The sequence below is a fragment of the Mesorhizobium zhangyense genome (genome assembly GCF_011045115.1).
In the GTDB taxonomy this organism is placed as follows: Bacteria; Pseudomonadota; Alphaproteobacteria; order Rhizobiales; family Rhizobiaceae; genus Mesorhizobium_M; species Mesorhizobium_M zhangyense.
This window is the reverse complement of record NZ_JAAKZG010000016.1, coordinates 25461-49680: the sequence shown is the minus strand read 5'-3', so window position 1 is coordinate 49680 and position 24220 is coordinate 25461. Positions and strand designations below refer to the sequence as shown.

Below are 24220 nucleotides of genomic sequence, written 5' to 3'. Positions count from 1 at the left end.
GCGCCTCCGATCGAGCCACCTCTATTAGCGCTCATTGACAAAGGGTATCCATAGTTGACAGCTGCAATGGCGACGAAGCTGAGATAGGATTCCTTGGTCTTGTCGTATCGGGTGGCGACCCGCCGCCAGTTTCTTGAGTCTGTTGAAGAGCCGCTCGATCTGGTTTCGCCATTTGTACTTGGCTTTGTCGTGAGGGATCGGGTCGCGCCTGTTGCTCTTTGCCGGGATAACGGCCTCGATGTCGGCGCTGGCGATCTCTTCGCGAATGGCGTCGGCATCATAACCTTTATCGGCGAGGAACGCCTCGATCCGGTCGGAAATCATCCGGAACAATCGTGCAAAGCCTTGGATGTCGTGCGTTTGCCCGGGCGTCAGGACGAAGCCGAGCGGGCGGCCTTTCGCATCGCACCGGGCATGAAGCTTGGTGGTGAAGCTGCCGCGTGATCGACCAAGCGCCTCGGCCTCCTGAGCCCCCTTTTTATGCCGACCGCACAGTGGTGTGCCCGGACAAAGGTGCTGTCGATCATGTCGGCGGTTCGATCGCGCTCGACCATATCTGCCAGGGTTTCGAGCATTGCCTCGAACACGCCGGTCTCGACCCAGCGTCTATAGCGCCGGAAGACGCTATTCCACTTGCCGAATTCATCAGGCGGCTGTCGCCATTGTGCGCCGGTGCGCGCCATCACATCATGCCTTCGAAATACCGTCGATTGTCCTGAGCAGGGCGGCATCCCGCCCTCGTTCAGCAGGGAGAAGCGGACCGATCAGCGCCCATTCCTCGTCCGTCAACCCAATCGGTTCGCCCAAAGCTGCCTCCAAATGGAAGCCTTGAATCAAAACCGGATTCCGCAGTCAACCTTTGTCCACGTGCGCTAGTTACCACTTCATGCGGAAGCCGAGCTGTCCCTTGACGGAATAGCTGTCGCCGAAGTTATTCAGGCTAGTGTTGACAAGGCCTTCGCCGTAGATCGAGTACTTGTCATCATCCCAATTGTAGGTTCCGCCGATGCCGACGCCGCCCCATACGCGGTCATTGCGGCTGGCAAAACTCACGCCATTAACATCGACCTGCGTCCCGTCAAGGAACTCGTAATAGAGATTGGCAATGCCGTAGACATGGGTGCGGTTGAGCATGCCCTTGTCATTCTGCCACGAGTCTTCATGATCGAGCGTCAAGCCTAGGCGGCCTTGCAGGCTTTCACCACGATCGAGGCTGATACGTGAACCGAATACATCGGTAAATGCATCAAAATCGACATTGGAATAGAGCAGCTGGACTTGCGGTGTGATGGACCATGCTGGATCGATGACAATGCGCTTGCCGCTTTCCAGCGACAGCGTATAGCCAAAACCGTCATTGCCATCGGTAAGGTTTGTGCTGGCAAGAACGGAATTCAGGCCGCTTGTGTACCACGTCACCTGTCCCTGACCGTCGAGGTAAAAGCCGTTCTCGCCGTACCATGTCAGTGTACCGCCGAAGCCGTAACCGTCTGTGCTGATCTCGCCGTCGCCGTAAACAGAGCTGGTGTCGGTTCTGCCATGAACGTAGTGAACCGTGAGTCCGCCGATCAGCTTACCGTTTTCCGTTTCGGTCAGTAGCCCATCAATACCGGCCTGAAGCTTGAAGGCGCTCTGGTCGTAATCGGTGCCTGAGGTTGAGAAACGCGGTTCGATGCTGTTATGAGCACCTTCTATACGGCCCCATATGCCATTGCCTTCAATCGCAACACCGGCTTCTTCCGGCGTTGCATAAGGTGTGCCAACCGAATCGGCTCCCTGTGCGACGACATTATTACCGTTACCGGCCCAGAAGCGACTGCCGACGCGCTGCTGCAAGGTTGGTACGCCGTTAAGGCCGAGCAGTGATTGCGGGTAAGCTTCATAGGTTGGAACACCGGCCTGATAGAGGGGGTCGCCGGGATCAACTGGGTCGGTAGGATTCAATTGAGAGCGCAGATACCAGTCGCCGTCAGTCGGCGTCAACGTACCGCCCTGATAGAGCTGGTAGGCATAAGCGCCGGCAACCGCGGCTGGCCTGCCATTTACCAAATAGTCGCTAATGAGCGAAAATTCACCGTTGGAGGCACCGTTGATTTCAATGATACGGATACCTTCATCGGTTTGCGCGCCGGTTCCGCCAACATTGTTGATGCCAACATTTGTCGTGCCGGACGTGTCACCATTGATGACGACCCTATCCGTCCTGGAACGATCGTCGCCAAGTGTAACGTCGAACAGCATCTGTCCGCCATCACCGACATAATTGCCACCGATCGTAACGACATCGCCAACGGCATTATCTACCGTCGTGATGGTTCCGGCGTTTGCTACATCGCCGCTGAACGAATAAACGCCGATTCCGTCGCCAGTGCCACCAAAGATGGACGTGGCATCGATCGTCATATTGCCGTTGAAGTCGAGCGACGCCATACCGTCGAGTGTGGAACCATCATTGAGGAAAACGCCCGTTATTCCTTCATCTGGCTCACCGACATGCCATGCCCCGTCATCGATCGACAGATTGGCCCCATCCAGATTGACAATTTCCCAATTGGTGATCTTGCCGCCGTTCGTGGTTGCTGTCACACCCTCGAGCGTAAGCGTATCGATCATGCCGTCGGCAGTCGACGTGTCATCGCCGCCGTCAAGCGTCTGCGACCCGTCATAAGTCGATGCACTAACGGTTGCGGTGTCAGATCCATCCTGACCGTACAAACCACCGACCAGTACGCCACCCGTCCAGTTGAACGTATCGTTGCCTTCATGATTGGCGACACCGTCGCTGCTTTCAGCGTCGTCCCTGTCGTCGCCGTAAATATTGCCGGTATAGATTCCACCGGTCAGATTGAACGTGTCGTCGCCGAGGCCGAGGATCGCATCGCCGGTTACAATGCCGGCGTTGTTCACGACGACATCGCCGCCGATCACGTCTGAGTCAGTCGGGTCAAGCCAAGCGTTAAAGACGCTGAAGTCGGCGCCACCGTCGCGGATGGCAATTCCGGACGTTGCCGAGACCGTTGCCGATGCTGCAATATCGATGGTCGCGCCGTTTGCCGCTATCGTCTGGATAGCAGCGCCGTCTGTTCCGCTCACCTCGCCCGCAACACTGACCAATGACGGCCCGGTGCCTTCATTCTTCAGCAGAATGCCAGTAGTGCCGGTAACGGAACCAGCAGTCTGCTCCACGCTTACGCCGGTTGTCTCATCGCCGCCACGGGCTGCGATGCCAAACCTGCCGGTCCCGGTCACATCACCCGCAACGCTAACAGCGGTCGCGCCCGTTCCGATATTCACCGCAAGAATGCCAAGAGATGGTCCGGTTATTGTTCCTGCGGTTTGGTTTACGGTCAGATCGGTGGTCTGGCCGCGATTATAGGCATAAACGCCGTAAGTGCCGGTCGCGATCACATCTCCGGCCAACGTGACCGTCGTTGTGCCCGTGCCCGTATTTTCCGCAAAGACGCCGTTCCGCCCCCCTTCGACCGTTCCCTCAGTTTGTTCGATGACAATATCCGTGGCATTGCTGCCATTAAAGGCCCAAAGACCGGCACGTTCGATAGCCGTCACGTCGCCGGAACTGATAATCGCTGTTGCGCCGGTGCCCAGATTGTTGCCGAATATGCCATACCAATTGCCGGAGATCGATCCCCCGGTCTGGTTAAGGGTAATATCCGTCGCATTTGCCGCATTGTATGCATAAACGCCGAAGGTATCAGAGTTACTGGAACCGGTCTGGGTCTGCACTATTGTTCCGGCCGTGGTAACCGTCACGGCGCCGTCTCCGTAATTATCGACACGAATGCCGTGCGTCAGACCGGTAATCGTACTATCTTCTGTCTGCGTCACCGACACATCTGTTGCAGGCGAATTGTTCACCGCCCAGATTGCGGCATCACCATTGCCGTTAACATCGCCCGAAATCGTCATATCGAGCGTACCGGAGGTGCTTACACTGGAAAAAATGCCGGTCGACGAGCCTGTAATCGTGCTTCCGTTTTGTTGAGTGAAGTTGATCCCACCGTCGTTTGAACCGATATAGAGACCCTCCCCGGCTCCATTGGTGGCGTTAAAGGTGCCGTCTGCAGTAATCGTCAGCGGCGCTGCATCGCTTATCACCTGGCCGCCTGAAACGCCGGAGCAAAAATAACTGCTGTCCGGCTGCACCGTGCAGTCTGCCCATGCAGAAGAGGTTGCGCTAACCGTCGCCAGAATTGCAACCGAGCCATAAAGACCCGCGACGGATGCAGCTTTGCCCCGCCATTTGGTCATGCGTCCGCCACGATGACAGACCGTTGAATCACCCGCGAATTTTCCAGATTTGCGCTGCGCTGATTTCAAGATCGTGCTCCCCTCGTCACACGGAATATTTATTCCCTGCGCAAGAAAACGAGCCCGCCCTACTCGTATTTCATTGTGGAGCCTGAAATCAGTTGCGTGTTCTTGGCACCCACGCATTTCATTTTCCAAATACCGTAAAGCGACCCTGATTCTTACGCGGTACTTCAAGCAATAAACCACCGGTACAGACATAAATTAGAGGATGCAAGAGGGTGCATTACCCTTCGAATGCGTAACCAGTGGTTGCGCTTCGCCGCTATGCAATAGATCAGGGCGCAGTCCCCAATTGGTGGACTACTCGATGACCAAGGGCGGTATACACGCCTTACCAGAGCTCTCGTCGGCAATCTGATCGCCCGGGGCATACGGGTTAACGCAATAGCCCCCGGCCCGGTCTGGACGCCTCTCAACCCGTCCGACGAGGAAGCGCAGGACGTTTCGAAGTTCGGCGCAAAAACGCCGATGAAACGGCCGGCTCAACCTGAGGAGATCGCACCAGCCTATGTCTTCTTAGCCTCGTCCCATTGTTCCAGCTACATCACTGGCGAGATCTTTCCCATTGCCGGCGGGTATGAATGACTTTGGAGAATGTCAGCCGAGACAGACCGGTGTTGCCCATTGGAACATTGCGCCGGTTCGGCAAGAGCACGCTGGTGCGGGCTATCGCGGGTCTGTGGCCGTGGAGCGGCGGTAGCGTCAACTTTCACGCTGACAGACAGCTCTTCGTGTTGCCGCAGCGTCCCTACATCCCCTCGGGCACGCTTCGCTGTGCGGTCGCCTATCCAGCCCCTGATCTGATCCCTGAAAACTGGACCGTTCAGAATTGGAGTTTTCCGCTGTAGTTTCCCGGCTGGGAGAGGGGCGGAGAAGATGGCGGCTCTCAGATTTTGCTGATCGACCCATCCGGCAACGTTGTGGAGCTGTTTGAGCAAGCGCGCAGCTAGTTTCCGATCTGGTGGCAACGTCTGACGCGGATCGCAGCAGATTTCGGAGCGACTACGCGCTGAGATACAAATTTATTGGACATCGCCGCAGCTCATTCTACCTCTATTCCCCAAGCGGGTCGTCTGGGAGGAGCTTGTGATGAAGTCCAAGGTTCTTGTGTTGGCTGTGTCGGCGCTGGCGATAGCCGTACTACCCATCAATTTTACCTCAACCACGATCGGCCTCGAATGGATCGCCGCTTACGCCAAGGGTGGTAACGATGGCGAAAATGGCGGTGGAAAAGGCGGCGGGGGTGGCAAGGGTGCCACTGGCGAACATGGCAAGTCCGCCGATGCGAGGGGTCGTTCAAAAACCTCCCGGGGTAGTCAAGCCGTCTCGCAATCGATTGGCAGCGTCTTTGGTGCTGTTTTTGGCAAAGAACGTTCGCGTGTGAAGGGTTCAACTGCCAAAGCATTCCCCACCGGAGCGAAATCCGCGAAACTTGCAAGCAAGGCTGCCAAGTTGGCGGTTCTGCCCGCAAATGTGGCCCTGCCGGAAGCAAGGCCGAAGAATTTTCACGCCAAACTGGCTGGACTCAATTCACTGAAGCGGAACTACCATGCCTATCTGAACAGCAAGTCGCCTCGCATGGCTGCGATATCGGCTTTCGTAAAGGCCTCGGCAAATTTCGACTTGGCAAACGCAAAAGTCACGGCAGCGGCGGCCGCGCTTGCCGAAGCGAAAACAAGCTTTGCAATCGCAGTCGAGACAGCGGCAATAACGCCTTATGACGATGCGATCAGCGTCTACGACAATCCAACAGTAGAAAGTCTTGCCTCCCGGCTTGAGGATTTGAATGCAGCCACTGTTGCACCGGAGGATGTAGTGTCCTGGGAAGCCGAGGTTGCCACGGTAGAGGGATTGCTGGACAGTGCCGCGGCAACTGCTGTGAGCCAAGCCGAGACGTCGCTCAGCCAAGCCGAACTTGCTTCTGAAGCCGCAGCCGTCGGCACTGACGATGAAGCCCTCAGAGCAGCTCTATTGGATGCGGCAAACGACAACCGCGTTGCGGCCTACGGGGATAACTATGTCGACGACGAGATGATGGACTGGGCCAAGGACGTGCTTGGGGTCGGGGATGCTTACGGCAAAAATCGATGAGGTAAGGGAGACACTCGACCCGAGTAGCGAATAATAGGTCCACACGCGAATATCGCCGGTGGCGTATCGTGGGGAAGCGATCCGCCTTCGATCTTACCTCATCGACATTAAGTTCGTGATCAGACCGGCCTTAATTTCAAGCCTGGGTCGATGGGCCTCCTGATGACCTATGTTCTTTAGTTGTTCGGGTGTCAAATCTGACAGCGCCCTGCGTCTTGCAACCGTCCGCCACCACTTCCCAAAGGTAGCCATCATTGTCGCTACGCTTTTCCGCCCGGCCCCAAACAAGTGTCTTTTCGACGCGCTGCGCCGGTACGAGTTTCTGCGTGAGCCATTTTTTGCGGGCCGGTAGCTGCCCCTACCCCCATCGGGCGACCGGCTCATCTTTTCATTCGTCTCCCGTAATCGCGACGCAGGATCGATAATGGGGTCTGGCCATCGCTAGCACTGTGTCAGCGGAGGCTCGACGCCACCCGCCCAAACCCCGCGCAAGTACGTCGAGCCTCTCGATGTGGCTATGCCCTTCCTTCTACCCTGCTACACGTCTCGGGCTTCTCTGCCCGATATCTCATCAATCCAAATTGCAAAGAAAATTGGTTCGCTCGGGGTGCCGGCTTCGGGATCAATCGGCTTAAGCGCGGCAGGCTCCACCCGAGCCGGGAATCCTCAAAGTGGCCGTTGATCACTACACTTTTCCATTCACGACTTATCGGTGACCGACTAGCATTTTACAGAAAGATCGCCTTCCACTACCTTGCGACCGGCCAATCTCTTCATTCGTCTCGCATAATCGCGACGACGGATTTTCGTGCAGTCGAGAGTGCTCATGTTTCGCACAATCATCATGGCTCTCCGGCGTGCAATTTCGCTTTGGAAGCATTGAGACGCAGCTCATTGATCATTGCAATGCTCTCTGAACGGACAAACCGCCACGCGATCCCCCAACGGCATTCCAGAAGGTCGCGCTACGGGTACATCGACAGATGACGGGGCCAAAGTCGCGGGGCGTGCCGGCACGAAAACAACCGCATCTGTATATGATCGCGCAAGTCTCGAAGCTGCTGAACGATTTGCGAAGGCTCGGGCGCGAGCGAGGGGTATAGGCCGAACGCTTGAAACAATCTTAGTTCGGGCATAGCCCATTCGATCGATAGCCTCTCCACACCTTGATGTTATTCTATCGGGGCGGCTGCCGCATCGCCGCATTGGCCGGCGCGCAGGGCTGTCCCTCAATAGACCCTATCCATCGCGCCGGCCAGTCCTGGTTAATTACGGCCACCACCGATCTTGGTTCTGAAGGTTATCGAATTGTCGGCTCACGCTATATTAGCTGATGCTACTGCAGCCGCGTGAAAGACCATCAGCTTTCACGATGGCCGGCGTGGTGGTGACCAAAAAATGTTCCCCGCATGGTTCTCAATCTCTTCATCGGCACTGTCGTCATGGGACGCCAGCCAAATTCGCTTCGCAGCGTGGCGGGAATTAATCCCAACTGGAGTAAATTACTTGTTGCAGGTCAGGGCGTTGCCATATCGGCAATCATTCCTGCGAATATCAGCGCTTCTTTGCAACGCATCGATTTGCCATAGTTCCCGGAAGCGAACGGAGATGGTTCCGGAATGGCATATGTCGTCACAGAGCCCTGTATAGACGTTAAGGACGGCGATTGCACGGACGTCTGCCCGGTGGACTGTATCTATGAAGGTGGCCGAATCTTCTACATCCATCCCGAGGAATGTGTGAACTGCGGGCTTTGCCTGTCGGTCTGCCCCGTCGATGCCATCATCTGGGACGAGGAGGCTACGCCGGCCCAGTCGGCTTTCATCGCTATCAACCGCGATTTCTTCGACACATCCGTCAGTGGTCTCGGTTCGCCCGGTGGCTGGGACAAGCGTCTTTCCACCGCCACCGACCATCCCGCGGTCGCTCAATATAAGAAATCAGCGCCGTCGCATTCCTGACGGGATGTCCGGAGGAAACATGCCAGAATCAAAATTGTCCGGCCTCATCGCAGCCGTTCCCACGCCTTTCGACGCACGGCGCAAGATCGATTTCGCAGCCTTCATCGAACATTGCCGCTGGTGTCTCGCCAATGGCTGCGACGGGCTGAACGTGTTGGGCACGACCGGCGAGGCCAATTCACTCTCGCCCACCAGTCGCAAGGCAATCATGACGGCGGCAGCGGAAAACCTCGATCGATCGCGGCTGATGGTCGGCACCGGCACACCGGATCTAGAGACGACCATCGACCTGACCCGTCATGCCCATGCGCTCGACTACGCGGCTGCGCTCTTGCTGCCACCCTACTACTATAAACCGATTTCCGATAACGGCCTGTTTGCCTGGTTCGCGGAACTGATCGCGCGGACCGCAGATGCGCCGATCGGCATCTACCTCTACAACTTCCCGCAGCTTACCGGCATCGAGTTCAGCCCCGCTTTGGTGGAGCGGCTGGCCCGCGCGTTTCCCGAGCGCATCAACGGTGCGAAGGACAGCTCCGGCAATCTCGACTACGCGCGCCGCCTCGCCGAAATCGACGGCTTCGATGTCTTTCCGAGCAGCGAAGGCACCCTGTCCAGGGCCGAAATCGACAACTACGCCGGCTGTATTTCAGCGACCGTCAATATCGACCCCGCCTCCTCGGCCGATCTGGCGATACATCAGGACGATGCCGCGCTACATAAGCAGGTGCTCGGCCTGCGCCAGTCGATCTCGGCCAATCCGCTCATTCCTGCGATCAAATATCTCGTATCGAAACGCACGGGCAACCCGATCTGGCTGAATGTTGCTCCGCCGCAATTGCCGATCTCGGAAAGCGCACATGTCGCGGCACTCGACGGGATTACAAAGAGCTTGGACGAGCGACTTCACCAGCCGGCGTAGTAGGCGCGGCTTGCCTCTGCCAGGGCGCGGACACGGCCGCGCTCCTGCCGTAGACGGGGCATGTCCGCCCGCGCCTGAGCCATAAGTTCCTGGCGCGCGGCATTGAAATCCACGGTCATAAGCCTGCCCGCCGCCACGATCTCGCGTCCTTCGACATAAAGCGCACGGACATGCCCGGCGGTCATGCGCGCAAGCAGGACCTCGGCCTCGTCGACGTCATCGAACAGGCTGTCCTCGATCAACTTTTCATAGTCGACGACGACCCTGTCAGATCTCTTGCCAGCGCCTATGATGTCGGTGGCAGTCGACGTCGCCGCATGGAAAAGCGCCGCGGCCGAGAAGCCGCGTGTCAGTTCACGGTCGCCTTGCAGCAGATAGGCGACCCGCATCTCGCGCCAGAGATCCTGGTCGTCGTCCATGCCCGTTCCATCCAGTCCGATACCGAATTTCAGGCCTTTGGCTACCGCATCCCGCAAAGGCGCGATACCGGACCGCAGCCTGAGATTGGCGGTCGGATTGGATGCAAGCTGAACCCCGCGCTCGGCCAGTAGCGCATATTCGTCCGGCCTGAGCTGGACGCCATGCGCGACCGCCAGCCGTGGTGACAGGAATCCGATGTCATCGAGATAGGTGACGATGCCTTGTGGGAAACGCCGGTCGAGCCATTGCCGCTGACGCGGGCTTTCGAGCAGGTGCATGTGGATTCGTCGGCCGTTCAGCGCTGATGCTTCCGCGATGCCCTCGAGTAGCGCGTTCGAGCACCATTGAGGCCCGATCGGCCCATATTGCACGCTCACCAGCGGATTGGAATTGGCCGCCGCTACGGCGTCCACCGCCGCGATCTGCGCCTCGACTGGAGCGTAACGCGGGATGGTTCGCGAAAGGCCGTTCCAATCGGCCTCGGAAAGATACGGCTTGAGCCGTTCCGGCCCGCCATCATAGGCCCAGGCATCGAAGTCGAACAGGGGGCAGGACAGGCCGAGCAGGATACCGACATCGCCCGCAGCCCGGACCACCGCCAGCGTTTCTTCCATCAACCGGTCGGCGTTCAGCGAATTGTGGCAATGGATCGTGCCGGCGATGCCGCCCTTTGCCATGCGGGCGAAAGCGACCAGCGTTTCGAGATAGGGATCGGTGCGTGGCCTCAGCCGGAGACTCGGAATCCAGGCTTCGAGCGCATCGTCGACGCTACCGAAATCCAGCGTGCGCAAGCCATAACCGTGATCATGGGCATTGAACGGCGCGGCCATCAGCAGGTCGCCGATTGCCGGCCTGGAGGCGCCTTGCGGCAGCAACGCGGTCAGGTCGTCAACGCGGGCGGCCCTCTGGCGTCCGGGCAGGTCTAGGACCCTACCCGGCACGGCTTCACTTGCGGATGATGTCATCGATTTCCCGGCTTAATTTATCCAGTTCCTGGCTGAGGAACTCGATCACCGATTCCGTTGCATGGGTCAGCTGCCGGTCGCGTGGCGCGACGATGCCCACCTGCATGTTCTGCAGATGCGATCCCGCGATCGGCACCGCGACCACGTCGCCGGCTCGCAATTCGTCAAGCAGCCCGAGAGGCGTGAAGAAGGCGACCCCCATGCCCGACAGGATCAGCGGCTTGAGCATCATCTGGTTGTTGGTCGCGACAAGCGTGCGGCCGATGCGGTCGAGCGCGGCGAGTTCGAAGGCGATCATCGAACTCATCACCTCATTGTCCAGTTGCAGCAGCAGCTTGAACTGGGCGCATTCCTGCAATGTGACGGCCTTGAGCCTGGCGATCGGATGGTTGCGCGCCACAATCGCCATCAGCGGCATCGGCACGCCATGAACGAGCTTGATATCCTGCGGCCGCGCCAGATCGAAAGTGATGCCGATGTCGACGTCGCCTTCGGCGACAAAACGGAAGATATTGTTGTAGTTGTCGGTGCGGATGCGGAAATCGACGGCCGAGTGCTTCTTGTGGAATGCCATGATCTGCGTCGGCATGAAGTGGATTGCCAGGCTGTCGAGGCAGGCAATATGCACACGCCCCGTCTTCTTGCCCTGCAGGTCGCCAAGGTCGCTTTTCATAACCTCATATTGCTGCAGCGTCTCTCTTGCGTGGCGCAACACGATCTTGCCGGTGGTGGTCAGCCGCAGACCGTCGGAAAAGCGGTCGAACAAGGGCGTGCCGAGCTCGTCCTCCAGCTTCTTGATCTGCCGGCTGACGGCCGACGTTGCCACATGCAGATCCTCCGAAGCCTTGCGGATCGAGCCCGACCGGGCCACGGCGACGAAGTATTTGAGAATGCTGGCGTGCATCGGCTGCCCCCGGATAGCTGTCCGGCTATACCATGCTCACCGGCCGCGCCAAACAGGCGCCCGCTTCTCCTGGAAAGCCGCGACCCCCTCCAACGCATCTTCGCTGGTCAGCGCCCTGACCAGCGCCGGGGTGCGTAGCGACTGCGCTTCGGAGGGGCTCAGATGCCCGGTGCGGTTGACCGTCTGCTTGATCGCACGCAATGACAGCGGCGCGCAGGCGACGATGTCGGCAGCCCAACGGTCGACCACGGCATCGAGCTCGGCGTCATCCGCCACCTCATTGACGATGCCGAAATCGAACATCTCCTCGGCGGTGAATTGACGGCCCGTCAGCATCATCCCCATCGCACGATTGAAGGGGATCTTGCGTTGCAGAAGCACCATGCCGCCGTCGAGCGGCATGCGGCCCACGCGCGCCTCCGGCAGCCCGAATTTCGCCGTTCTGGCCGCCACCACGATATCACAGCCCAGCACCATCTCGAACCCGCCACCCAATGCATAGCCGTTGACGCGGGCGATCACCGGTACGTCCAGGCTGCGGCGGAAGGAAAGTCCGGCAAAACCATTCGGCCGGCTTTCCGCCCAGTATTCCAGACCGGACTTGTCCACGCCCTTCAGGTCGGCTCCCGCGCAGAACGCCTTTTCGCCGGCCCCTGTCAGCACCACGCAGCTTATGTCGTCGCGGCTTTCGATCTCGCTCCAGATAGTGTCGAGCTGACGCTCCACCTCGGCATTGACGGCGTTCAGCCGCTCGGGCCGATTGAGCGTGACACGGGCGATTCGCCCTTCGACCGAGAACTCGACGCTCATGCCGCGTTGCCCCGCACCATCCGCTTCTCGGCGAGGATTTCCTCATTATGCTGGCCGAGCGTGGGCGGCGCCAGCCGAACCGAAACGGGCGCGGCCGACATGTCGATCGGCGAGCCGATGAGCCTGACAGGACCGGCGGCGGTTTCGCCGGCCTCAAGGATCATCTTATTGATGAAGGTCTGCTCGTCCTGAAGCGCCTCCGGCAGCGAACGGACAGGCGCGCAGAGGATATCGACCTCTTCGAGCCGTCTCAGCCAATGTGCCGTCGTGTTCTTGGCGAAGTTCTCGCGGAACACCGCCTGAAGTGCCGGCCGGCGCAGCATCTGCTGGTCGAAATCCTCGTATTCGGGCCTCGCCGAGAGATCCTCGATCTCCAACGCGTTGCAGATATCCTGGAGCGGATTCTGCTTGAAGGCGCCGACCATGACGAGCGCGCCGTCCGTGGTATCGAATACGCCTGTCAGCGGGAACGCGCCCCAGTTCAGATCCTTGCCGCGCATCATGTGGGCAGCACCTTCCTGCATCTGCATGGCAAGCATGGAGCTGTAGAGGCTGACCGCCACCTGCTGGCCCTCGCCCGTCTTCTGTCGGTGCAGCAACGCCAGAAGGATGCCCTGCACCAGATGCATGCCCGCCGAATAGTCTGCCAGCGGCGTGGCATAGATCGACGTCGGATGCGAACTATCTGACTTTCTGCGCATGACACCGGTCAGTGCCTGCGCCAATATGTCCTGCCCGCCCTTGTGCCGGTACGGGCCTTCAAGGCCGAAGCCGGTGCCAACGGCAAAGATGATGCCGCGATTGAGCTTCTTCAGATTCTCGTAGCTGAAACCCATGCGTTCCATAACGCCTGGGCGGAAGTTGTTGACCACGACGTCGGCGGTTTCCAGCAGCGCAAGCACGGCCTGCCGGGCATCCTTCTGTTTGAGGTCGAGTGCAAGGCTCTTCTTGTTGCGGTTGAGGGAGCAGAAGACCGGATTGTTGAGACCGTCCGGATCGGAGCCGAGCGACCAGCGCGACAGGTCGCCGATGCCGTTCTTTTCGATCTTGATGACCTCGGCGCCATAATCCGCCAGCATCTGGGTGCAGCAGGGTCCGAGCATGACTTGGGTGAAGTCGACGACGCGAATGCCATCGAGGGGTAAAATGCTCATTCTGCGGCCTCCAGGTAAGTAGCGTTTTCCGAGGGCATGTCGCCGGGGTCGGCCCCCTGCGCCCGCATCATTTTTTGAATCTTGGCGACATTGGCCTGCCGCACGACCACACCCGCATTCAGCGCGACGGTGGCGGCGACACCGGCAGCCTCCCCCATCGCCATGCAAGGCGGAATCTCGCGGCTCGACTTCTGCGCCTGCGGCGTTGCGGAATAGTGCCGGCCGGCGACGATGAGCTGCTCGATTTCCCGCGGCAGCATGGCGCGGTAGGGCGTGTAGTAGTCACGGCCGCGGCAGACGGTGTCGGCGAAATGACGACGGTTGATCACGTCGTCTTTGCTTACGACATAGGCGCCTTCGAGCAGGCGGGTCTGGCGTACGCCGGTCTGCGGCGCGAAATCGACGATGTAGGACTTTTCGAAGCCGGGGAAGTTTGCGCGCGCGAAATCCAAGAGGTTCTGGATGCGGTTGCGGCCTTCCAGTTCGGCATGAGTCAGGTCCTCGACCTTCAACCCGTTCAGCTTGGGGATGTGCGGGCAATTCAGCCAGATCACACCCGGCAGCGGCGTCTTCAGCCACCAGAACGACCAGCAGCCGCCGATCAGGCGCTTGGCCTCGTGATCGAGCCGCTTGAAACGTTCCGGCTCCTCGAACTCGAAGCGTTCGGCAGCTTCGGTATCGACGCCACCCCAGCGCGACACGGTGGTCAGGATGAAGGAACCTTCGGTGTGCTGTGCGCCCGCATTTGCCGCCACGTCCAGATCGCCGGTGGTGTCGATCACCACATCGCCAAGGATAGCCTCACGGCCTGATTTGGTCTGACAGATGACGCCCTTGATGGTGTTGCCGTCCATGATGGCCGAAGAGAACCAACTGTGGGCTCTGAGCTTCACACCGGATTCACGGATGACGTCATAGGCGGCTCGCTTGAAGCCGTCCGGATCGAAGGCGGCGGAATAGCACACGGGATGCGGCATCGATTGTGTGTGGAAATCGAACAGGCCCCAACGCGCCCAGCGCCGCCAGGCTTCGGGCGTGTCGCAAATGTCGAGCTGCCGGTCGCGGTCAGTCGGCGTCACGCACAGATCCCATTTCTTCATCCGCTCGATCATTTCCATGCAGATGCCCTGCACAGTGATTTCGAGCTTGTTGGTCATGTCGTCGAGCACCAGCACCATGCCGCCGGCGGCCAGTCCGCCGACATAAGGATAGCGTTCGAGAAGCGTCACACTCGCGCCGTTGCGGGCCGCCGATACCGCGGCCGAGATGCCGGCCGGGCCGCCGCCCACCACCACGACGTCGGACCGGTCGATGATGCGGACATCTCCGCCGGGCTCTCTGATGGTTGCTGTCATGTCCAGTTCCTCCCGTTTGAGGTCGCAGAAAACCCTGCGCCGGCAACGATGGCGTCAAAGTCTCGCGAAAAGTTCAGTTTCAGTGTTGAGCGTCAGGCTTCCAGCGGATCACCCTGGATTCGATGAAGGAGACGACGAAGAACAATGCCACGGCCAGGCCCGCGGCGATGACCACGGTGGCGTAGAGCAGCGGCGAGCGGAAATTGTAGGTCGCTTCGATGATCAGCGCGCCAAGCCCATAGCTCGAACCGATCCACTCGGCGACGATCGCGCCCATCACACTGCTTGTCGCCGCAATCTTCAGCGCCGCGAACAGGAAAGGCAGCGATGCCGGCAGGCGGACCTTCCAGAAAACCTCCGCGTTGCTGGCCGACAGCACCCGCATCAGGTCGAGCATCGCAGGGCTCGCAGCCTTCAGTCCCTGCACCATGTTGACCAGAGTCGGAAAGAAGCAGATCAGACCGGCGATGATGATCTTGGGCGCGATGCCATTGCCGAAGATCAGCACGAGTATCGGCGCCAGCGCGATGATCGGGATAGACTTGACGATCACCGCAATCGGATAGAAGGCCTTTTCGGCGGTTGAACTATAGACGAACCAGACCGCCAGAAGAATGGCGATGAGGTTGCCGAAGATAAAGCCGAGAAAGGCTTCCAGCAGTGTCGGAAGCAGATTGGCCCAGAGGATCGCGCCATTCTCACCGAAGGCATGGAACACCTCGACCGGGCTCGGCGCCATGAAGGTCGGGACCGCGAAAAACCAGACCACGAACTGCCAAAGAGCGATGCAGCCCGTGACGGCAAGGATTGCGGGATAATGGCTGGCGAAGAAGCCCATCACGGCCTCCGCCACGCCGTTGCGTTTTTCCAATGGCATGGCAACGCCCTGTTTGGAACCGTGCGTGAAATCAGTCATCAGCATTCTTCCAGCAGTGCGCGAAGCTTGGCGGTGATGCGAATGAACTCCACCGTATCGCGCACGGCGAGCTTGCGCGGGTGTGGCAGGTCCACCTTCATGAACTCCTTAACCCGGCCCGGAAGCGATTCCAGCATCAACACATATTCCCCTAGGAACACGGCTTCCGGAATGGAGTGGGTGACGAACAGGATCGTCGTCCCCGTTTCCTGCCACAGCCGCAGCAGCTCTTCGTTGAGCTTGTCGCGCGTGATTTCATCCAGCGCGCCGAAGGGTTCGTCCATCAGGAGGATGCGAGGGCGCGTGACCAAAGCACGCGCAATCGCCACGCGCTGGCGCATCCCGCCAGAAAGCTCGTGCGGCAACGCTTTTTCCCGGCCCTTGAGGCCTACCAGCGCAAGCATTTCCTGCGGATCCGCCGTCGGCAGTGAACTGTCGTGTTTGCCGACTTCCAGCGGCAGGCCAACATTGTCGATGGCGCTCCGCCACGGCAAAAGCGTTGCTTCCTGGAATACGAAGGCGAAATCCCGGCCTTCGCGCGCCTTCTTCGGCGGCTGTCCCAGCACCGAGATGGAGCCGTCCGAGACATGGACCAGATCAGCCACGGCGCGCAGCAGCGTGGACTTGCCGCAGCCCGAAGGCCCCAGCATGGTGACCAGCGCGCCTTCCGGAATCTCGACCGAGACATCGGACAGGGCGGTGAACTCGGCCCCCTTGCCGCCGAAGCGGATATCCAGGTTCTTTACGGACACCGCCGAACGTGTCGCTTCGGCCGGTTGCACAGGCTGCTGCATCATCCGGGCGACCCCAAGCATCGCGCTCACCCGACCTGCTTGCGGATGTCGGCGGTGGCGTCAAGCAGAGCCAGGCTCATGACGTCATCCACCGTCGGCACCGTGCCCTTGAACTGGTCGAGATCGGCATAGGTCTTGATCTGGGCTTCCCAGTTTTCCTTGCTCATCGCGCCCCAGCCATTGGCCGCGGTAGTCTCGTTGAAAGCGAATTTCATCAACGGGCCGATGGCTTCCAGCTCGCTTGCCTTGTCGAGGTTCGGATAGGCTTTCACCAAGATATCGACAACCTCCTCCTGGTTGTCGCGGGCATAGCCCCAACCCTTGGCGGTACCTGCCATGAAGCCGGTCAGTTTCTCGGCGTTGTTCGCGAGCTGATCGTCTGTCGTATAGTAGACGTTGGCGTAAAGCTGGATGCCAGTATCCCATAGCATCATGTCGACCCGGTCGGCGCCCAATACCTTCAGCGCATTGGTGTTCGTCAACCAGCCTACGACGGCATCGGCCTGGCCGGTGACAAGCTGGTTCATGTCGGCGCCCATATTGACTACGGTGACCTGGTCCTCGCCGATGCCGTTCTTGGCCAAGAGCGCGCGCAGCAAGATGGCGCCGGTCGGCTGGATCGCCACTGTCTTGCCCACCATGTCCTCAGGCTTTGCGATCGGCTTCGATTTCTTGGAGAAGTAGGCGTAAGGATGCTTCTGGTAACCGGCGGCGATCGCTTTGATCGGAACGCCCGCCGAGCGGGCCAGCATCACCGAAGGGCTTGACGAGATCTGGCCGACATTGGACTGGCCGGACGCAACGCCGGCAACCCCATCGACATTGGGACCGCCGGGCACGATCTCAAGTTCAATGCCCTGTTCGGCATAAAAGCCCTTCTCGATGGCAACGACTTCGCCCAGCAGGCCATTGGAGGCCAACCAGCCAAGTTGCATGCGGACCTTGGCGAGTCCCTGGGCATCGGCGCCGGAAACGGTGAGCAGGTTGCAGCTTGCGGCCAGGCCGCCCATCAGCGCGGCATTGGTCAAGAAACCGCGGCGGTTCATGGTGGTGAAGTTCGACATCGTGTTCCCCTTCTGTCGTTGGCTTCGATCAATGCGGCTTCTTGTCTGACTGGGGGAGCCGTCACCGGACTGTGAGGATGATGGCCCGATTTCGCGTTCGATAAAAGAACAATTTTTCGCGATGTTGATTGCCGATTTGGCAACACCAAGTTCGGCAGGCTTGATGACGCCAGCGCGGTTGTTAGTAGTGTTGAAACCAACCTCGTTGATGCAGGTCAAGGCGGCCAACGCCACCCTGTGATTTCCTTAGCACTACGAGTTCGCATTAAGCTTCACTTGGCTGAGACTTTTAACGAGGCTGCCCGCAGGAAACATTGATAAGGATCAAAGACGCATTTTCGATGTCGGGTCGCTGACGAATCGCCAATAGATATCGAGTAACGTTCGGAAAAGGGTCGGGAGGGGTGAATTGGGGATGGCGTTCCGATCAAGCCTATGAAGAAGAGCAGCGGGTGCCTGTATTGCATCTGATAGCGATCCGTCATGCCCTCGAAGCAGCGGATGTCAAATCTCTCTCGGAGAATGGCGAGGGACCCGGCGTACGGTTGGCGCGTCCGTCATAAAAGAAAATGATCCTGTTCGGCAGGAGCGTTTGTCGCGATGCTTATCAACGACCCTCGTATCCCGCCTCTCCTGACGTGGGAACTCCGCGAAGATGATCGATGCGGGGCGACCCAGATAATGCAGCTTTCCGAAAGAAATCGAACGCAAGGGTGGCGGTCGGCGCTTTCCAAAACTGATCGAAGAACGTGCGCGCGCCGTCAACACCAGACCGTCCCTGCTTACCGCAACCACTTCGACGGACGGCTTGCGGAATACCGCGCTATCATTGCTGATGTCGAACGTTCTGGGCGGACGCCTGCGCTTTGTTTCAACGTAGAAACCTCCCGATTGCTGCTTTCCTGTCGATCCTGGTCCTTGAGGAGGTGGAAAAACATGTCGCTTGTTTCCCAACGATTTGGAATGACATCCTCCACGCTTTTGTTCAGGGCCATCAAGGGGTGCCGACCGGGGCTGGGTCAGATCGTTTGCGCCAGCAGCGGTCAACCTTGCCGGCACCGAGATGGTTCACATAATGCGCAAACGGCAGGGACGTTTCGCTTTCAACCCCGCACCAACCTTGGATCAGTTCGAGGCAAGCGCCACCTGAAATCCGTACAGCGGTCGGCTATCATAAGGTTACCTGCCCGCAGCCCGCCTCCTATCATAGCAACTGCTTATGCAACCGACCCGAAGCTTGAAAGCACGATCCGGCTCATCTGCGGAAACATTTCGGGATGATCTTCGCAAAGAACTTTGCCCTTCGTCATCAGCGAGATCGTCAGCGCCGGTTCACCCGGCTTCTGGATCCTGGCGAGGTCATGTTTGAAATAGGAGGTCCGCTCATCACCGGACCAGGGGTTCCAGCCGCATTTGCTCCATAACAGCCAATCCGCGGGGGCACCCCCGCCGAGATAGTTGTCAACCTGAAATTTTGGCATCTTGGCCTCGGGGGAATTGCGATCCCGAAACATGATGCGCTGGGCGCGTTCGCGCCCGGCCTCGGAGAGAGGCAGGTTGCCGTCGAAAAGTTCATGCACCAGACGCGCGGCCACCAGCGGTGTCAATGCGTTCAGATATCCACCATCTCGCGAAGCGTAGGTCGCCTCCCTGCCGTAGCGGATGTCGCCCATCAGTTTCTGGGAGATGTTGCATCCGGCATATTCGGGCCATTTCAGATCGTGAAAGAAGCGGTTGAGGCCTTCTCGCCTGTCGATCCATGCTTCCAGTTCGTCGCCTTCGAGCAACGTGTCTCCAGTCGTCTTGGTCAACAGGTCGATCACATAGTTCGTAGCTGTATTGGAGGACCAAAGGATCATGTCGCGCATCGCCCGATCGAGATCGTCGTGAGGCGTCAGCAAACCTGCATCGAGCGCGTGAAGCGCATGTACCAGGTGAAAGGATTTGACCACGCTGCACGGGTAGCAGACCCAGTCGCCCCGCCAGGAAAACCCCTCCGGTTCCGCACCCTTGGCGGGTTGCCGAACTATCACCATGCCGAAATTGTCTTCCTTGAGCCCACGATCTGCGAACGTGTCCAAAAATGTCGAGACACAGGTTTGTCCCAGCCCGGACATGGCATCGCTTTGTATGAAGAACATATCTTTCCCAAGCCTTTTGATGGCCCCTCGCCATCAGGATTGGAAGCCTATGCGAACCCCGGAGCACTGGAAACGCAATTTATTTCGGCAGCCCATAGTATATTTGAGGGGTTGGTCCGCACCGGAGGCGCGACGTCAGAACAGCTTTCCGCGGGCCGTGACCGGCCAGATGGCTTCTACCCGTTCGCCCCGCACTGCGACATACCAATCGTGAAGGTTGCAGGTCGGGTCGCAGTGTCCGGGCACGAGCAGCAGCCGATCGCCTACATCGAGGACACGTTCCGGATCGTCCAGAACCCCGTGTTCGTCCGTCGCGCGAACGTACCGGATTTCCGCCCGATCGACACGGGGCAGGCCGCTGTCGACAGCGAGCGCCTTAAGGCCGGCATCGCAGACGGGCCTGCCTGGAATGGCCGTGCTCATCACGCCGGCCATGACGAATAGAGCATTCTCCATCCCGCCCGGTTTTCCGCCGCCATCTTCTTTCACGCGATCGTAATGGGCATCCATGAAGATGTATGAACCGCATTGAAGCTCGTTGATGACGCCGAGCTCGGCGTCCATTGCAAACGACCCCGTGCCGGCGCCGCCCACCGTGCGGCATTCCATTCCGGCAGCCGCGAGCATTTCGACGGTGGTGCGGGTTGCCTGCGCGGCCGTTTCGGCATTCCGTCGTCGTTCGACGGGAGCCTCGATGTGCTGAAGACTGCCCTGATAGGCCTGCAGTCCTTCGAACCGGAGTGCGGGGGCCTCATTCACGGCGCAGGCGAGGTCTACGGCGGCCGCACCCGGCGCCACGCCGCAGCGATGTGCCCCGCAATCGATCTCGACCAGAACTTCCAACGTGCTGCCGTGGCGCTGGGCAGCCAGGGACAATTCTCCTACAGAACGGATGTCATCGACGCAGACAATGATCCGCGCCTTTGCGGCGAGCCACGCGAGGCGATCGGCGCGCGCATCGCCGCGGACCTCATTAGAGACCAGGATGTCAGTTATTCCTGCCCTGACGAACGCCTCCGCCTCCGAAACCTTTTGGCAGCATATGCCGCACGCTCCGCCCTCGACTATTTGCCTCAGAGCGATATCGGCCGACTTATGGGTCTTGGCGTGGGCTCGCAGCCGCAGGCCATGGCGCGCGATGAAGTTGCGCATCCGGCCGAGGTTGCGCTCGAACCGGTCAAGGTCAATAATTAGGGCCGGAGTTAAAACCTCGACGACCCGCTGACCGGGACGGGCGGGGATGTCGTAGCCGACCTCAAGTGTCTCTAAGTCCATAGTCTGCCTGTTCTCGTTCAAGGTTGGCGAATTTTGCCGGCAAAGTTCGTAGGGAACCGACAGAATCCATGCCCAATATCACGACACTTTGCGATAGCGCAGCCCGTGTGCGAGCCAGCAGCCAAGCACACATCCCGCTACGGCTCCGTTCATCCCGCGTCTGATGCTTAGCGTCCATTCTCCCGGCGCAGGGGCGTCCAGTGTCCGGCGCGTCGCGACGGTCCACGTGTCCGGTCCTGCGGGGCTCACGAGTTCCATGGGGCCGACGCCGAGGAAGCCTTCGAAACGTGAATAAACCCCACAATCTGCGGTCTCGATGATCATGGCCGCATCGAGTTCGTCGCACGCATAACGCCCGGCGATCTCTATGGCATCGGCTGTCTCGACACGCTCCAGCGGCATCAGGCGGCTGACGAGGTTCTCTTTCGGCCGCGACATCGTCAGTGTCGTTCCGGTTCTCGTCATGCTGGTAATTGGGCCATGAAGGCTTCGGTCCGAGGCTGACGTCAGTTTTTCCCGCCCAGTCGCAAAGTTGAGGGTCGCCCCTGTCTCGCCGGTGTCGACACGGCAGATGAGGCCGGTCTCGGAACACGTCCACTGTCCGCGCCAGCTTTCGTCGACGGCGGCCGTGCGCTGTTGCGGGATGCCGAGCGCGGCTCTACCAAGATGCAGCGCAGCATGGTGCGCGTCCGCTTCATGGTTGAATGCCACGAAGACGGACAGCCGTTCGGAAGCGACATGCAACCGATGGGCCCGAAAGCCCCGCAGCGCCCCGCCGTGCCCTGTCGTCTCGAAATCTCCGAGCTTCCCATGTGCTACCCCGAAGCCGTAAGCGGCTGGTGTGCCATCTCTGAATTTCACTGGCCGCGCCAGACGCGCGTAGAGCGCGTCGGCATCATCGCGATATTTGTCGATCCAGCGTTCGTAGGCCAGCATATCCTTCAGCGATGCCGAGATTCCGGCGTCACCAACCCAATAGATGCCGTTGGCGGCCGGGAAGAAACCGGATGCGGCGTTGCCCTCGTATCCGATCACGTCATCAACCGGAAAACGCGTATCCGGGGCTGAGATTGCCGTTTCCATCCCGGCCGGTTTCCAGATCACGTCACGGTAATGGCATTCCAGCGGTCTGCCGCTTTCTGCCTCGATCATTTCTGCAAGGAGCCGGAAGTTGCCATTGGAATAGGAATAGCGCGTGCCAGGCGCAAAATGGCTGCGCTCCATCGTGGTGAACATTCGAATTGCGTCTTCGCGGTCGAATATCTGACCAGCGGAGGCTCCCAGCAACACGGTGAGCGCCCAATAGTCTCTGAGACCCGATTGGTTGTTGCACAGTTCCTCTATTGACGGCAGTGCCTCCTTGAACCTGGGAAGAAGCCGCGCCACGCCCGCATCGAGACGATCGGGATGGGCAAACAGGGAAATCAGAACGCCGCAGGTGAACTGCTTGGTGATCGAGCAAATAGGCAGTCGGGTGCCGGTTTCCATCGGACGATGCCGGGTAAGATCCGCATAACCCCAGGCTTTCGCTGCGATTATCCTGCCTTCGCTGACCACCCCCGCAGTGCCGCCCGGCCCAGGATAGAGGCGCGGCAGCGCGTCGAGCGCAAGTTCAAGTTCGGCAAAGTGCAGATTGCTCATGGCTCGGGAGCGAACAGGAGGGGCAGTACTGAGAGCACCCTAAGCCAGCACATGTCCCGGCCTCGAGCCGGTAATCTCTCCACACTTCCATACAGCGGTCCCGTTGACATAGACTGAAGCGATGCCTTCCGCCGGTTGCACCGGCTTCTCATAGGTTGCGCGCTCGCTGATCGTCGCCGGATTGAAAACCACGATGTCGGCAAAATGCCCGGCGCGAAGCCTGCCGCGCTCCTTCAACCCGAAGCGATCCGCCGTAAGCGAGGTCATCCGGCGAACGCCTTCCTCGAGCGAAAAAAGCCCGACGTCGCGTGCATAGTGGCCCAAAACCCTTGGAAACGTCCCCCAGACGCGGGGATGCGGATGCGTGCCCCCTGCGATGCCGTCCGAACAGATCATCGTGTGCTGGTAGCTGAGGATCCGCTGCACATCCTGCTCGTCCATGATGAAGAATATCCCTGTGGCCGGCAGCAGCCTTTCGACCGCCTCGTCGAGGTCCACGCCCCATTCCGCCGCGACGTCGGCAAGGTCACGGCCTGTATGTTCGGGAAACGGTTCCGATTCCGCGACGATCACGCGCTCCGCCTGACGGTGCCGGCCGGAATTTAGGATCGTCGAGCTTGCCGTCCACGGGGTGGTGTCGAGACCGACGTCCTGAAGCTTCATGGCGGCGTCGATCATTTCCAGCGTGCGAACCGAAACGCCGAAGTTCGCAACCCCCGCGCATTTGTGGTGCGAGATATGCACGCCGCAGCACGAATTCCGTCCGATCTCGAGCGTTTCCTCGACTGCTTCGACGACACGGTCGCCTTCGTCGCGCATATGTGTGACGTATAGCTTTCCGTGCTGCCGCGCGACACGTGCCATCTGCGTCAGTTCATGGGTGGAGGAGGCACGGGCTGGCGCATAGAAAGGCCCCGTCGAAAGGCCGATCCCACCTTCCGCGAGCGCCTTGTCGAGCGCGCGGCTCATGGCGCGCAGCTCTGTCTCGTCGGCGGCGCGCTCCAGGTCCGCGACCTCGTTGACCCGCAGCGTGCCATGCCCGACAAGACAGCCGGAATTGACGGCCGGCGGTTCCGCGCGCAGGCGATCTCGATATTCTCCAAACGACGCAAAACGTGGTGCATTGAGCCCGAAAAGCATCCTCAGCGGCTGCGGCACCGGGTCTGGCGCAGTCAACGGAGCCAGTGAGAAACCGCAATTGCCATTTATGATCGTCGTCACACCTTGGCTGACCACGGACGCCATGTCCGGGTGGGTGAACACGGCCAGGTCGTTGTGCACGTGTGGATCTATGAAGCCGGGCGCCACCGCCAGCCCGGAACAATCTTCTTCACGCCCTCCCGCCATCTCGGAAAGTTCGCCAATGGCGGCGATGCGATCACCCGTGACAGCGACATCGCCCTTGCGTCTCGGGCCGCCCGTTCCGTCGATAATGTCGGCATTGCGGAAAATGATGTCTGCTTTCAACTTTTGGT

18 protein-coding genes and 3 pseudogenes are annotated in these 24220 nt (G+C 59.5%); 6 read left to right on the top strand and 15 right to left on the bottom strand.

What is annotated here, in order from left to right; genetic code table 11:
* Positions 1 to 24: 24 nt before the first annotated feature.
* The 3 genes and pseudogenes from G6N74_RS30925 to G6N74_RS25830 all read right to left on the bottom strand — a co-directional run bounded on the left by G6N74_RS30925 (position 25) and on the right by G6N74_RS25830 (position 3927).
* Complete coding sequence (locus G6N74_RS30925; protein WP_246245954.1) at positions 25 to 495, bottom strand: IS5 family transposase; 471 nt, start codon at positions 493 to 495, stop codon at positions 25 to 27.
* A 128-nt stretch (positions 496 to 623) separates the two neighbouring features.
* Positions 624 to 683, bottom strand: a pseudogene (locus G6N74_RS30920) (hypothetical protein); the annotation flags it as partial.
* Positions 684 to 876: 193 nt separating this feature from the next.
* Positions 877 to 3927 (bottom strand): autotransporter family protein, encoded by a 3051-nt coding sequence (locus tag G6N74_RS25830; protein ID WP_446685594.1) that lies wholly within the window; start codon positions 3925 to 3927, stop codon positions 877 to 879.
* A gap of 688 nt (positions 3928 to 4615) precedes the next feature.
* Here G6N74_RS25830 and G6N74_RS25825 point away from each other — a divergent pair.
* The 6 genes and pseudogenes from G6N74_RS25825 to G6N74_RS25800 form a co-directional block, all read left to right on the top strand.
* A pseudogene (locus tag G6N74_RS25825) lies at positions 4616 to 4917 on the top strand (SDR family oxidoreductase); the annotation flags it as partial.
* A 59-nt stretch (positions 4918 to 4976) separates the two neighbouring features.
* A pseudogene (locus tag G6N74_RS25820) lies at positions 4977 to 5159 on the top strand (hypothetical protein); the annotation flags it as partial.
* A gap of 262 nt (positions 5160 to 5421) precedes the next feature.
* Positions 5422 to 6423 carry a hypothetical protein gene (locus tag G6N74_RS25815; RefSeq protein ID WP_165120872.1) on the top strand — a complete coding sequence of 334 codons (1002 nt, stop codon included), beginning with the start codon at positions 5422 to 5424 and terminating at the stop codon, positions 6421 to 6423.
* A gap of 1409 nt (positions 6424 to 7832) precedes the next feature.
* A complete protein-coding gene (locus tag G6N74_RS25810) occupies positions 7833 to 8012 on the top strand; it encodes a hypothetical protein (protein ID WP_165120871.1) in 180 nt (59 codons plus the stop codon).
* A gap of 30 nt (positions 8013 to 8042) precedes the next feature.
* Positions 8043 to 8384, top strand: coding sequence for a ferredoxin (gene fdxA, locus G6N74_RS25805; RefSeq protein ID WP_091918054.1), 342 nt, complete (start codon positions 8043 to 8045; stop codon positions 8382 to 8384).
* Positions 8385 to 8403: 19 nt separating this feature from the next.
* A complete protein-coding gene (locus G6N74_RS25800; RefSeq protein ID WP_165120870.1) occupies positions 8404 to 9306 on the top strand; it encodes a dihydrodipicolinate synthase family protein in 903 nt (300 codons plus the stop codon).
* On the opposite strand, the gene G6N74_RS25795 is transcribed toward G6N74_RS25800, so the two are convergent.
* The 12 genes from G6N74_RS25795 to G6N74_RS25740 all read right to left on the bottom strand — a co-directional run bounded on the left by G6N74_RS25795 (position 9291) and on the right by G6N74_RS25740 (position 24212).
* Complete coding sequence (locus G6N74_RS25795) at positions 9291 to 10691, bottom strand: amidohydrolase family protein (RefSeq protein ID WP_165120869.1); 1401 nt, start codon at positions 10689 to 10691, stop codon at positions 9291 to 9293. The two genes, G6N74_RS25800 and G6N74_RS25795, sit on opposite strands and share 16 nt — an antisense overlap.
* Positions 10672 to 11595, bottom strand: coding sequence for a LysR family transcriptional regulator (locus tag G6N74_RS25790; RefSeq protein ID WP_165120868.1), 924 nt, complete (start codon positions 11593 to 11595; stop codon positions 10672 to 10674). Before G6N74_RS25790 ends, G6N74_RS25795 begins: the two co-directional genes overlap by 20 nt.
* Positions 11596 to 11631: 36 nt before the next feature.
* On the bottom strand, positions 11632 to 12405 hold the full coding sequence (locus G6N74_RS25785; protein ID WP_165120867.1) for an enoyl-CoA hydratase-related protein: 774 nt from the start codon (positions 12403 to 12405) through the stop codon (positions 11632 to 11634).
* Positions 12402 to 13559 carry a CaiB/BaiF CoA transferase family protein gene (locus G6N74_RS25780; protein ID WP_165120866.1) on the bottom strand — a complete coding sequence of 386 codons (1158 nt, stop codon included), beginning with the start codon at positions 13557 to 13559 and terminating at the stop codon, positions 12402 to 12404. The genes G6N74_RS25785 and G6N74_RS25780 overlap by 4 nt, the downstream gene beginning before the upstream one ends.
* A complete protein-coding gene (locus G6N74_RS25775) occupies positions 13556 to 14914 on the bottom strand; it encodes an FAD-dependent oxidoreductase (protein ID WP_165120865.1) in 1359 nt (452 codons plus the stop codon). Before G6N74_RS25775 ends, G6N74_RS25780 begins: the two co-directional genes overlap by 4 nt.
* Before the next feature lie 79 nt (positions 14915 to 14993).
* Entirely contained in the window at positions 14994 to 15791 is a 798-nt protein-coding gene (locus G6N74_RS25770) for an ABC transporter permease (RefSeq protein WP_376767760.1), read from the bottom strand.
* A gap of 38 nt (positions 15792 to 15829) precedes the next feature.
* The gene (locus G6N74_RS25765) at positions 15830 to 16645 is read right to left on the bottom strand and encodes an ABC transporter ATP-binding protein (protein WP_165120863.1); all 816 of its coding nucleotides are present in this window, start codon (positions 16643 to 16645) and stop codon (positions 15830 to 15832) included.
* A gap of 5 nt (positions 16646 to 16650) precedes the next feature.
* Positions 16651 to 17688: an ABC transporter substrate-binding protein gene (locus tag G6N74_RS25760; protein WP_165120862.1), complete on the bottom strand. Its 1038-nt coding sequence runs from the start codon at positions 17686 to 17688 to the stop codon at positions 16651 to 16653.
* Positions 17689 to 18905: 1217 nt separating this feature from the next.
* On the bottom strand, positions 18906 to 19829 hold the full coding sequence (locus G6N74_RS25755) for a serine hydrolase (protein WP_165120861.1): 924 nt from the start codon (positions 19827 to 19829) through the stop codon (positions 18906 to 18908).
* Between the two features lie 135 nt (positions 19830 to 19964).
* Entirely contained in the window at positions 19965 to 21104 is a 1140-nt protein-coding gene (locus G6N74_RS25750; protein ID WP_165120860.1) for a DSD1 family PLP-dependent enzyme, read from the bottom strand.
* Between the two features lie 78 nt (positions 21105 to 21182).
* On the bottom strand, positions 21183 to 22745 hold the full coding sequence (locus G6N74_RS25745) for a D-aminopeptidase (RefSeq protein ID WP_165120859.1): 1563 nt from the start codon (positions 22743 to 22745) through the stop codon (positions 21183 to 21185).
* Positions 22746 to 22784: 39 nt separating this feature from the next.
* Positions 22785 to 24212 carry an N-acyl-D-amino-acid deacylase family protein gene (locus tag G6N74_RS25740; protein WP_205826864.1) on the bottom strand — a complete coding sequence of 476 codons (1428 nt, stop codon included), beginning with the start codon at positions 24210 to 24212 and terminating at the stop codon, positions 22785 to 22787.
* Between the last annotated feature and the right edge of the window lie 8 nt (positions 24213 to 24220).